We start from the raw sequence: 11,909 nt of genomic DNA, 5'->3' as shown, positions 1-11,909 counted from the left end.
GGGTGGGCGCCAACTGGCGCCCAGTGTTACTTGCCCAGCAGCTTGCGCGCTGCGGCCACGACTTCATCGGCATTGGGGATGGCCGCTTTTTCCAGACGCCGGTTGTAGGGGATGGGCACGTCCCGCGCATGCACCCGTACGGGCGCCGCATCAAGCTCGAAGAAGGCCTCTTCGTTGATCATGGCGATGACCTCGGCGCCTACACCCACCGGGGCCTCGTCTTCCTCCACGATCAGGGCACGGTGCGTTTTGCGTACGCTGGCGGCAATGCCGGCACGATCGAGGGGCTTCAGAGCACGCAGATCAATCACCTCGGCATCAATCCCTTCTTTGGCCAGACGTTCGGCTGCCTGCAAGGCCCAATGCACACTGATATTGTAAGCAAAAATGCTCAAGTCGCGCCCCGGGCGCATCACTTGCACGCCTTCCAGCGGCGTAAAAAATTCCTCATCCGGCACTTCGCCCTTGAGGTTGTACATGCTCTCATGTTCGATGATGACGACAGGATCATCGGAGCGCACCGCACTCTTGAGTAGACCATAGGCATCACGGGAGGTAGCTGGGGTGACCACGCGCAGGCCGGAAATGCCCATAAAGACTTTTTCCATACGCGCCGAATGCTGTGCCCCGAGCTGGTGGGCGGTGCCACCCGGTACGCGCATCACGAAGGGACAGCGGATCTTGCCGCCGGACATGTAGTGGATCTTGGCGGCGTTGTTCATGAGCTGATCCATGGCCAGCCAGGCGAAGTTCACGCTCATGATCTCGACGATTGGGCGGCAACCGAGCATGGCCGCGCCAACCCCAATGCCGGTGTAGCTGTTTTCCGAGATGGGGGTGTCGATCACCCGTTCGGCGCCATATTTGGCATAGAGCCCGGTGGTAGCCTTATAGGTACCGCCGGCTACACCAATATCTTCGCCCATGGCAAATACCAGGGGGTCGCGCGCCAACTCTTCATCGTGGGCACGCAGAATGGCCTGCCAATACATCATTTCTGCCATGCTTACGCTCCCTCTGCTACATAGACATAACGCTCCAGATCCTCGACCCGCGGCTCTGGGCTTTCGAGGGCAAAGCGGACGATTTCGTTTTCAATCTGATCCAGAATTTCCTGATCCATGGCCTGGAAGGCGGCGTCACCCATGACCCCGGCCTCTTCCAGTCGCCGTTTGTAGATACCGATGGGGTCACGCTGCGCCCAGCGCTCTACCTCTTCCTTGCTGCGGTAGGCACCGGAATCGGACATGGAATGACCACGCAGGCGGTAGGTCATTAGCTCCAGGAAATAAGGTTCGCTCTTCTCACGGACGTGCTGGATGGCCTTTTCCGCTTCTGCCATAACGACATCGATGTCCTGACCATCCACCTGCGAAGCAGCGATTTTGTAAGGTGCAACGCGCAGGTACTGGTTGATTTCGGAAGAGGCGCGCTCGATGGCGGTGCCAATCCCGTAGAGGTTGTTTTCGCAGACGAAGAGCACCGGCAGCTTCCACAGGCTGGCCATGTTCATGGTTTCGTGGAAGGTGCCCTGGTTGTTGGCACCGTCACCGAGGAAACAGATGGCGATCTCGTCGCCACCGCGCAGCTTCACCGCTTTGGCAAAACCAGCTGCTAGCGGGAAAGGACCACCGACCAAAGCATAGCCACCCATGAAGTGGTGCTCGGCGTCGTAGACGTGCATGGAGCCACCGCGACCACGAGAGGACCCGGTTTCCTTGCCATAGAGTTCGGCCATTACTTCTTTGGGATCGGCGCCACACTGAATGGCATGGACGTGATCACGATAGCCAGTCACTACATAGTCCTGACCCTTGCGCGCCTTTTCCAATACGCCAATGGCGCAGGCCTCCTGGCCCGGATAGAGGTGGAGGAAGCCACCGATTTCTCGTTCTTGGTAGGCTTGGGCACAACGCTCTTCAAAACGGCGGGCGAAGAGCATTTCCCGTAGCAGGCGCTTTTGGTTGCTGGCGTCCATAATCCCCCTGGATCCTTGGTGGAATGATTTCCAACATGATCGCAAAGGGTTCTGATCAACGTCAAGCAAAGCGCCTAGGCGCTGCGGCTCCTAGTTACCCTTCAGACTGTGCTTGATACGCGGTAAGGCAGCGCTCACGCTCAATGTCTTCCTTTGCCTCCTGCAGATTCTCAGTGATGCCAATCCCGGTGCCAGCCATCATCCCAGTCGCGATCCCGCCCATGATGCCAGCGCCCAGCCCAGGGCGGTGGGCCAGGATGCCAGCGCGGAGCTGGCTGGTAGTAGACAACGCGCGGGGGTGGCGGAGGAATGTAATAGACTCGGCGGCGTGGCACATAGACTACCGGTGGGGCAACATAGTAACGGGGCGTATTACCCAGGAATAGACTCAATCCAGGGACGGCAACGCCAAGATTTAAGTCGTCAGCCCTTACTGACATACTATAGCCAAGTAATGAAAGGCTTAGAGCACCACCAATTACTGTGCCAAGCGCAATTCTGCCAGGGAAATTCATCTCGAGCCCTCCGCTTCCGTATTGCATCGAAGATGCCATACAAGCAAACTGTGTGCCAATTACCAAGGTATTGCAATATCAATGAAGTACGCTCTTATTTCCGACAGTACCTGTCGCCAAAAGTCTACACCCTTCATTGGCGCTCACGCCCTTCTTCATTGCCTGAAATCTCCCGCTGGCGCTCGGCAAGGATTTGCTTTTGGAGATCACGCAGCGCCACCTCAACATCCTGCCAATAACGATTACGGGCGGATTCCACAGCTCCCGCCAGGGCGCGGGACAGCATCGACTGGTAACGACGGTAAGCGAGGTGCAAGGGGTGGCCTGGTGTGTAGCCTAAACGAGACAAGGCATGATCGTAGGGGCCATCACGACGCAGGGCGCTCTCCAGGATGAACAGCTGCCGCCCGATGGGTTGCAATGTTTTCTTGATCACCGCATGGATGCTAAGGATACCCGCATATAAGCCAAGCAGCGTTGCCGGTCTTGGACCATCCAAGCGCAGAGGCAGCTCGAGGAAACGGCGCAGACCTTTCAAAGGCACCGGTCTACTTACGGCGTAGCCCTGCAATTGAGGGATCCCAAGGGTGAGGAGAACGTCGAGAATTTCAGCACTTTCTACACCTTCCACCACCAAGCCCAAGCCAATTTCTTCGGCCAGATCCTGCAGAATCCGGATAAAGTGCAAATCTTCGGGATGCTCCGGCAAGGCACGGACAAAATGTTGATCAATCTTGATCTTGTCAATGGGCAGATCACGCAGGCGTTGTAGTGAAGCATACGCGGTACCCACGTCATCGAGCGCAAGATGGATACCCATGGCACGAATTTCGCGCATCACCTCTGCGGCGCTCGGCTGATCAAGAAAATCGCTACCCTCGAGGATCTCCATGGTGATGCGTTCCGGCGACACGGGGCTCCCGGCAAGAACCCCCCGCAGACAAGGCAAGCAGAACCGGGTAAAGGACTCAGCCGGAACATTGAAAGAGAACCACAAGGGCCAGCCGTCCTGCTCCAGCGCACTGATGTCCTCCAGGGCACGCGCCAGCAGTTGCCAGCTCAGATTTTGAATTTCTTCTAATTTGAGATACGGAAGGAATTCTGCTGGAGAGATGATGCGACCATCCTCATCGCGAAGACGGGCCAAGGCCTCTACTCCAAGAACCCGGCCATCCAAACCATCGACAATTGGCTGATACCAGACTTCCAAGGCATTTTCTGCCAGCAGGCGTTGGGCGAGGGTACGTGGTTTGGTTTCCAACTCCTCTCCCGCAATCGCCCAACTGTGCAAGCGGTCAGCTTTGTGCGCCTTCGCCAAGCTCAGCGCCTGTTGCGCCTGGCGCAGGAGACTATCGAGAAAGAGTTCGCCGCTTCCGGTAAGCGTCGCCACGCCAATACTCGCCTCCAAATGCAGGCTAGCGTCTGCAGGTAACGCAAAGTCGATCCCGAGAGCGGCTTCCACGTCATCAAGTTTGCGGCGCAGACTTTGGGCATCGCCCGGAAAGGAAACCAGCAGAATGAACTCGTCTCCACCTAGACGAGCCACCAGATCACCGGGCTCTAAAGCACTCTCTAACCGCTCCCGCATCAAGAACAGCAATTGGTCACCTGCCTCACGCTGGAGACGCTCATTGACGCGGTGGAAGTCATCAATATCGACTACGGCCAGTGCGGCCGAAGCACCGCCTTCCCCGATGCGCAAATGGAAATCCGAAAAGGCTTTTTCTAGTCGCGAGCGGTTGGCCGCGCCCGTAAGAGGATCAAACTCTGCCAAGAGATCCAGCATTCCTTGGGCTTGGTTCAGCGCATCCCGGCGCTGCCACAGACTCAGGACCAGGCCAAAATTTTCCGCAATCTGTAGCAAGAATTTTTCGATGGTATCGCTCGCCTGGCTCCGGGCTTGTTGCAAGCAGAGCAAGACCCCCCAGGCTTCCGCTCGACCAGCAAGAAATATGGGCTGGGCAATGGCGCAACAGAGATTTTCCCTGGCCAAGGCAGCCCTCAGCGGTGCAATCATCACGCAATCCTGTATCCGGTCACTACGTTGCACACTACCCCGATGCAGCGCTTCCATAACCAGGGTCCGAGGTGCACCTTCATCAGTTCCGGCGGGTGGCGGGAGCTCGCGTAAGGCGGCGAATTCCGCACAGTTACTCGCGGCAGCAAGCAAGGTTATGGCAGACTCCTCATCGCCACGTTGCAAGAGAAAACAGCTATGAATATTACTCTCCTGAATAACCGCATCGCATAGCGCAGGGTAGAGAGCAAAACTGCTGTTGACCCGCAACAAGCGATGGTGAATGGCGAGTGCGGCAGCCTGGAATTGCCGTAACCCCAGTAGCAAATCGACCGTATTTATCGACACACGAAATAAAAGCCACAACAATAATACCAACGCGAGAAAGGGTAAGCTGATCTGCAGCCAGGCGCTCAGAGGAAGGGCATCGAGCCAACTTGCTGGCTGCCAACGCATCTCCAAATCCCAGGGATAACCAGGAATCGTTACCCGTACATGCTCCATTACCGATGACGCTTGGAGATCTGGTGGACCCCACTGCCCGTGATCATCGAGTTCGGCAAGAGGGTGACCGGCGTGGTCGAGAAAAATATACACCCCCGCTCGTGGCACAAAGCGGCTCAATTGCGGAAGTGCCGTAGGTCGCCCGAGAAAACCGACGACTTTCCCATGCGCATCGTAGAGGGGTAAGCGCATGGGAATGATCCAATTCTCGTAGCGCGCGGCGTAGATCGGGTTGGTTACGAGCCAATCACGCCGGTTACTGGCGGTAACAAAAGCAGAATTGGGTATAATAGTTTTCGAACTCTGCTTGCTATTAGTAGACCAGACGATAGTGCTGCCATCGGCATTCTGGATATTGATCGCGAGAGAGCCTTGATGATGATTCTGAAAACTTTCCAGAGCAGCGCGACTCGCTTGGTCGGGAAACGGTGCCTGTCCCAAACGAAAATGAAGGATCTGACGCAAAAACAGAAGGTCGTGGAAATTTCCATCCAGTCGCTGGCGAATTTGCCGTGCGAGGCTATTCAACTGGTGCGTGTTAAGGTTGATGCGGTTTCCATGTTGGCGCTGGATTTCCGTATGCGCCTGCCAAACAGAAAACAAGAAAAAAACCGCAGCAATACCCACAAAAAACAAACCGATAGCCCAGTGCAGTCGGCCGCGCTGTCGTTCAAACCATTGCAAAGTCTGTTGTGACATGGCAGCGAATGCTAGGCCCGAGCACGACGAACGGGTTGCAGCAGGTGCGGACGCTGGATGATTCCGTCAATGCTGCTCAATACGCGTTCCCCTGCGCGCTGCAAAGCGAGGATCTCGCCACTCAGCCCCAGCTCCAGCGCCGTCGTGATTCGCTCGAGTTGCTGATGATATTCCTCGTGGGCACGCACAACCTCTTCCAGTCCAACAACATCAAACCCGCTTAAACGACGGTGAATGGGACATTGTTCCTCGGACCAGGGCGCCAAGCGCAAAAACCAATCGGGATTCAGGCTAACCAGGGCAAATATGGTTTTTTGATAATCGACGACCTCGGCATAGAGCTGGAGTAAATCATAGCCCGTGGTGTCACTACGTTGTTGCACTCGCGATCGCCCGTCCAACCAACCGGGCACTGCCTCCGCAAACATCGGGCGGGCAATAGCATAGCCTTGCAGCAGCGGCACCTGCATCAAGCGCAAGACGTTGTGAATGGCTTGGTTTTCCACCCCTTCGACAATGACCTGCAGTCCTTGTGATTGCCCGAGATCGAGCAAGGCGCGCAGAAAGTGCAAATCATTCGGATGTTCACCAAGGTGCAACACGAAGGCCTGGTCGATTTTGATCTCATCGACGGGCAGCTCCTTCAAATAGAGAAGGGACGCGTACCCCGTTCCCACGTCATCGAGGCCAACACGATACCCAAGAGCCTGTAGTTTGCGGATCGACTGCGCACTCAGATCAAGTGACAGCAATTCATCACTCTCAAGAATTTCCAATATCAACTGCTCGGCGGGGACCGTGCAGCTCCTAAGCAGCTGCTGAAGCCTTTCGAGACTACTGTTACTCGCCAGGAAACTGGGGGGGATGTTCAACGCTACCCACAGTTTGACCCCCTGTTTTTCCCAGGATTGCCAGTCCTCGCTGACCTGAGCAAGAACCAAACCGGTGAGAACCCACTGGTCCTCCGGGGAGAGGAAGGGAAGAAAATCCCCCGGCGATATCGCTCTCTCGCCACCAGCGAGACGGGCCAACGCCTCCACGCCAACAATGCGATCATGAAGCTGATCAAGAATGGGTTGATACTGCAAAAGCATCTGTCCACTACGCAATAGTGCTTGGATTCGCTGTCGCTCGCTGGCCGCCTCATCCGCAAAAAATGACCAGAAAGAATTACGTATACCTTTGTTTTCCTTGGCTTCGTAGAGAGCGTGGTCGGCCTGGCGCAAAAGTAAATCGGCATCTCCAGGAGTCACGTCTGGCTGCGGATAAAACGTAATGCCTGCGCTCAAGTGAATGCGGATCATCGGCAAGTCGGACAGAAAATATGGCTGGGCCAGGGTATCGCCAATCTTCTCGAGTATGGAATGGATTTGTTCCCGGCTCTGTAAGTTGTCCCAGACAAGAACAAATTCATCTCCGCCCAGGCGCGCCAAGTGATCACTCTGACGCAGGGATAGGCGCAGGCGATTCGCTACCTCTTGCAGCAAGAGATCCCCTGCCGCATGGCCATATTGATCGTTCACCGGTTTGAAATCATCCAGATCAAGGACGGCTAGCGCGAGTAAACTGTCATTGCGGCGTGCGCGGGTCATCGTCGGCTGGAGAAACTCCGTCAGCCCCCGGCGATTCGCTAGTCCGGTAAGGGCGTCATGGCGAGCCAGGTGGCTTTGCCGCTGCCGTTCCTCCGACAACTGTTCTTTCAGATGAATTTCATCCAAACCATGGCCAAGCAACAACGCCACACGGCGCAGCACTTCTATGATCTCCTCGTTGAACAGATGGGCTCGATCGCTGATGACATTCAACATCGCCCAACGTTCTTCGAAGTGATAAACAGGTAATGTCGCAACGGAGTGCCAGCAGTTGTCCCGGGCATCAGCAAACCAGGCAGCGTCGCTACCCAGCGCTTCCAAATAGTCCTGAACAACCAGGTGACTACCCTCCCGCCAGGCACGAGAGGTGAGCGACTGCCCATCAGGTACGTCGTCCGGGTGAATGGTCCAACGCCGGCGCATGATCCAGTCCACATTATGCCCGGCCAGGGCAAGCGCCTGGAACACTCCCGAGGCATCTGGACGGACAATAAACGCGGCATTGAAGAGTTTACTTCGAATCAACTCGTCGCAAATGGCCTGGAGCATCTTGGGCGCTTCCCGAGCGCGCAAGGTAATATCACCACTTACTAACATGGTCTTCTGAAGCGTTCGGATGTCTTCCAGCTCACGCGCTACCTGACGCTGACGTAAAAAGGCCGCCAGGTCCGCGCTCAGGCGTTCCAACAAATCGTTTATTTCCGCCGGAAACGCTGCATCCGCATAGCGGTAAAGGGCCAATACTCCGGGACTTCCATCCGGCCAAGAGAACGGTGCGTAGATGCTGCCTCCCATGCGATATTGCTGAATCAGGGCATACCACGGTGCAAAGAGTGGATCATCAGCCGAGAAAAGCATGGTGCGCTGGGTTTCGATCGCGCGGCCGGCGGGAGACTGCGGCTGGCCCTCGCGGGCGTAACAATGCAGTTGCACGCGGGCCAGTGGGGAGGTGAGTGGACCGGCCGCTGCCGCCAGATGAATGCGGTTTTCCTCCTCCTTCACCTGCCCAATCCATACGGCAGCGAGCTGCATGCGCGAAACCAAGATGCTGCAGAATTGCTCGAGAATACGAGGCAAGTCTTGTTGTGCCGGTGCGGAAAAAAGTCGGTTAATCTCGGTAACCGATTGTAGGAACGCATCGCGGATACGTAGCTCGCGATTGCGCTGCCGTAAATCCTGGGAATGTGCGAAAACCCGCTGTTCCAGATCCTGATTCAATCGTTCCAGCGCCACACTGGCAGAGCTGCGCTCTGCCATCATGGCCCCGGCAAGCAGGCCCATCACCTCTAAAACCATGCCAATAATCAGGGCCAGGGTTTCCGGCAGCATCAACTCATCGTGTTCGTAAGGGCCAAATCCATGACTGGTTCCCAACAGGGCAAGAAGGAAACTCAGGGCAGCCAGCGGATACACCAGCTGCACCGGATATTTGGACAACATCCAGATAAATGGCAAGACCAAGAGAACGACACTCGCCTCCGCCAAACTGCCCGCAGAAAAATGTTGGAAGAAGAGGGCAACAACGATGGCCAGCATCAGCAGAGCAAAGGGCAGAAAACTGCGCGGCAAGCGTAATGGCGCTTGGTTATGCCCATGCAGCAAGACGAGCAATAATACGCCGATATTCAGGAAAGAGGCGAATTGCGCGAGGGTCCAATAGAAAAACAGATTCTGCATGGACGGGCCGGCCACCTGTGTCAGGAGCTTAGTGCCAGCAATCAGCCAGGCGGCATTAATAAAAGCCGGGATCAGACAAAACAGCAAAAGAAAACTCAGGGTATGACGAACACTGCCGAAACCCCTCCAATCGGGGGTCATTTGATAGAGGAGTCGCCGTCCTAACCAGGGTGCAAAAATACTTCCCAGGTCTGCCCATAAGGCAATGGGTACGGGAAAGTGAAGAAAGACCAAGCTCACGAAAATGCGCGCGAGCAGCAGCCCCGGAATTACCCGCGGCCCCCAAGCGAGGATGCCATAGGCCGCCACTCCCTCCGCTGGCCAAATAGGCCAATATTGACTCGGCAGCACGTCCCGAAAAAGTAAGCCCCCCAGCACGCTCGCGAGCACCGTAGCGAGAAACAGCCAGATATTTACCCACCAAAGTCGTCCGATGGGCTTCGCATTCTCCCAAACTGGCAAGCGAATTTCTGTGAGAAGTGCTGGGTCGAAATCCTTTTTCAAGGCCGAGATCCCCGCAAGCCGCAGGAAACGGAATCAGCCCCCAAGCACATCATGCCGCGCTGCACGGATGGCGTCGTAGAGTATGGCCTGCAGTTGCAGTTCCGCTTCGGTGATCTGCTGATGCAGCGGTACGTGTGGAAGATCACGGGCGCCACGCAATAATGCTGCATAGGCGTCCAGGACTGGTGCACTCACCGGGCTCGGGTGATTGCGGAGGTATTCCAGTAGGGGGCAGTTTTCCAGAAATTTGGTCAGGGCTACAGTATCGTGATCATGTTGCAGGCTGTGCATCAGCGGACGACGAAGTACGTGGGCGGCGTAGGCTCCCAATAGGGAGCCAGGTTTGGAGCCTACCAAAGGACACACGTAGTCGCGAACAAAAACAAGAAATGCGTCGCTCGGCATCGGGCGGGAAATTGCATACCCTTGCACAAGGTCTTGATGCAATTGAGCAACCGCATCGAGGATCGTCAGTGTCTCCACGCCCTCGACAATTAGAGTGGCGCCCAATCCATCGGCAAGAAACTTCATGCTTTGCAAAAAGGCCATGATTTTGGGCTCGCGATCCAGATCGCGAACGAGCTCTTGATCCAGCTTTATTTTCTGAATGGGCAGATTTTTTAAGCGCAGGAGGGAAGAATAGGCGCTACCAATATCATCCAGGGCAATTTGTGCCCCCGTATCGCGCAGGGCTTGTAAACGGAGTACAGCGATATCACCTTGCAAAAAGTCGCCACTTTCCAGGAGCTCCAGCGTAATCCGTTGCGGCGAGACGGTAGTGCTGCCAAGCACCCCCAGGAAGCAGGGCACGCAATCCTGATCCTCCATGAAATCTGGATCCACATTGAAGGAGAGGTCGAGGGAAATCCCCTCAGCATCCAATGTTTCCAGCAGTGCAATACCAGCAACGAGCATCTGCCGACTGAGCTCGCGCCGTTGGTCCAAGGTAAGAAAAGGGAGAAACTGCATTGGCTGCAATACCTCTCCACTACTGGCGCGGACACGCGCCAGCGCCTCAACGGCAACGATGCGTTCCTGATACACCGAATAAATGGGCTGAAAATATGCCAGCACATCTTCGGGAAAGCGCCAGCTGAGCTTATCACCTGGGAGGGAAAAAACGGCCTGCAGACTCGCACTACTGCAGGCCTGACCGGGGGCCTTGCATGCGCGCATGAAGCCCTGAAAAGCGGTGATGTCATTGATCATAAGAGCGCCGTTCTTGCCGATGTAATGATTTTTACCAAGCCCCCCATGAGCAGAGCCTGGATCCATATAGAGGCTACTATAGTCGAAAAAACCGATTCGGCAAGATCGCGAGAAAACTTAAAATATATTGTACATTGTGTAACTTTTTTGATAATTCTCGATTATGGTAGTAGCGCGATTTGTTCCAAACCCAAAATTTCCGGCCAGCCAAAGAGCAAATTCAGGTTTTGTACCGCCTGCCCGGCAGCGCCCTTGACCAAATTGTCGATGGTGGAGAGTACTACCACCTGTCCAGCGCGTGGCTGATGCAGGGCGATGCGACAGACATTCGCTCCGCGTACAGCGCGGGTACTGGGATGCTCCCCAAACGTCATTACGTCGACAAAGGGCTCGTGCACGTAACGCTGCTCGAAAAGCTCCTGCAGTTCCTCGTTGCGCATGGGCTGGCGCAAACGCCCGTAGAGGGTCGCATGAATGCCGCGGATCATCGGCATCAGATGCGGAGTGAACTGCAACTGAACGCTGCTGCCAGCGAGTGTACTCAAGGTTGCCTCGATTTCTGGACGATGGCGATGACCACTCACGCCATAGGCGCTCACGCTATCCGCGCTTTCCGGCAAAATCAGGCCTAGGCGCGCACTGCGGCCGGCACCACTCACCCCCGACTTACAATCGGCAATCAGGTAATCCAGGTCGAGCAAGTTCGCCTCAAGCAAGGGCGCGAGACCTAAGGTCACGGCGGTGGGGTAACAGCCGGGGTTAGCGACCAAGCGACTATTACGGATCTCTTCCCGAAAGATCTCCGGCAACCCATAACTGGCCTCCTGCAGAAGTGCAGGACTCTGATGCTGGTGCCGGTACCAAACCTGAAATACGTTGGCGTCGCGCAAACGAAAATCGGCGCTGAGGTCGATCAGCTTCACCCCCGCCGCCAAGAGTTCGGGCGCCATCTCCATGGCTACCCCATGCGGCGTGGCGAAGAATACCGCATCCAAGTCATGCAGGTCTTTGCCGGCAACTGCCGAGAATTGCAAGTCGGTATGTCCCCGAAGGTTGGGGAAAAGTGCATCGACACGTTGCCCTGCCTCGGCGCGTGAGGTAATTACCGCCACCTCGACTTTGGGATGGGGAAGCAGCAGCCGCAAGAGCTCCACACCGGTATATCCCGTACCGCCAACAATGCCGACCCGGATCATAATTTTTTCTCCCCACGC

The 11,909-nt window shown here is 55.9% G+C and carries 8 protein-coding genes; 1 reads left to right on the top strand and 7 read right to left on the bottom strand.

Going from position 1 to position 11,909, the window contains the following annotated elements:
* Window positions 1-26: 26 nt before the first annotated feature.
* The 4 genes from AB4090_RS06940 to AB4090_RS06925 form a co-directional block, all read right to left on the bottom strand.
* Entirely contained in the window at window positions 27-1,004 is a 978-nt protein-coding gene (locus AB4090_RS06940) for an alpha-ketoacid dehydrogenase subunit beta (RefSeq protein WP_369573144.1), read from the bottom strand.
* Window positions 1,005-1,006: 2 nt separating this feature from the next.
* A complete protein-coding gene (gene pdhA, locus AB4090_RS06935; protein WP_369573143.1) occupies window positions 1,007-1,978 on the bottom strand; it encodes a pyruvate dehydrogenase (acetyl-transferring) E1 component subunit alpha in 972 nt (323 codons plus the stop codon).
* Between the two features lie 94 nt (window positions 1,979-2,072).
* The gene (locus AB4090_RS06930; protein ID WP_369573142.1) at window positions 2,073-2,267 is read right to left on the bottom strand and encodes a hypothetical protein; all 195 of its coding nucleotides are present in this window, start codon (window positions 2,265-2,267) and stop codon (window positions 2,073-2,075) included.
* A 359-nt stretch (window positions 2,268-2,626) separates the two neighbouring features.
* A complete protein-coding gene (locus AB4090_RS06925; RefSeq protein WP_369573141.1) occupies window positions 2,627-5,479 on the bottom strand; it encodes an EAL domain-containing protein in 2,853 nt (950 codons plus the stop codon).
* 12 nt (window positions 5,480-5,491) lie between these two features.
* Here AB4090_RS06925 and AB4090_RS06920 point away from each other — a divergent pair, with 12 nt between their 5' ends.
* A complete protein-coding gene (locus AB4090_RS06920; protein WP_369573140.1) occupies window positions 5,492-5,710 on the top strand; it encodes a hypothetical protein in 219 nt (72 codons plus the stop codon).
* Window positions 5,711-5,724: 14 nt separating this feature from the next.
* Here the strand turns inward: AB4090_RS06920 and AB4090_RS06915 are convergent, their stop codons facing one another.
* From AB4090_RS06915 to argC, 3 genes are all read right to left on the bottom strand, one after another.
* Window positions 5,725-9,486 carry an EAL domain-containing protein gene (locus AB4090_RS06915; RefSeq protein ID WP_369573139.1) on the bottom strand — a complete coding sequence of 1,254 codons (3,762 nt, stop codon included), beginning with the start codon at window positions 9,484-9,486 and terminating at the stop codon, window positions 5,725-5,727.
* A 33-nt stretch (window positions 9,487-9,519) separates the two neighbouring features.
* Window positions 9,520-10,695 carry an EAL domain-containing protein gene (locus AB4090_RS06910; protein ID WP_369573138.1) on the bottom strand — a complete coding sequence of 392 codons (1,176 nt, stop codon included), beginning with the start codon at window positions 10,693-10,695 and terminating at the stop codon, window positions 9,520-9,522.
* A gap of 161 nt (window positions 10,696-10,856) precedes the next feature.
* Window positions 10,857-11,891 carry an N-acetyl-gamma-glutamyl-phosphate reductase gene (argC, locus tag AB4090_RS06905; protein WP_369573137.1) on the bottom strand — a complete coding sequence of 345 codons (1,035 nt, stop codon included), beginning with the start codon at window positions 11,889-11,891 and terminating at the stop codon, window positions 10,857-10,859.
* Window positions 11,892-11,909: the final 18 nt, after the last annotated feature.

Origin of the sequence: Acidithiobacillus sp. IBUN Pt1247-S3 (genome assembly GCF_041146875.1) — a bacterium.
In the GTDB taxonomy this organism is placed as follows: domain Bacteria; phylum Pseudomonadota; class Gammaproteobacteria; order Acidithiobacillales; family Acidithiobacillaceae; genus Igneacidithiobacillus.
This window is presented reverse-complemented; position numbering and strand designations above follow the sequence as displayed.

What these genes read in the sequence shown, in the direction of transcription:
- AB4090_RS06940 (WP_369573144.1), bottom strand. Translation starts at nt 1,004, where the DNA reads ATGGCAGAAATGATGTATTGGCAGGCCATTCTGCGTGCCCACGATGAA.
- pdhA (WP_369573143.1), bottom strand. Translation starts at nt 1,978, where the DNA reads ATGGACGCCAGCAACCAAAAGCGCCTGCTACGGGAAATGCTCTTCGCC.
- AB4090_RS06910 (WP_369573138.1), bottom strand. Translation starts at nt 10,695, where the DNA reads ATGATCAATGACATCACCGCTTTTCAGGGCTTCATGCGCGCATGCAAG.
- argC (WP_369573137.1), bottom strand. Translation starts at nt 11,891, where the DNA reads ATGATCCGGGTCGGCATTGTTGGCGGTACGGGATATACCGGTGTGGAG.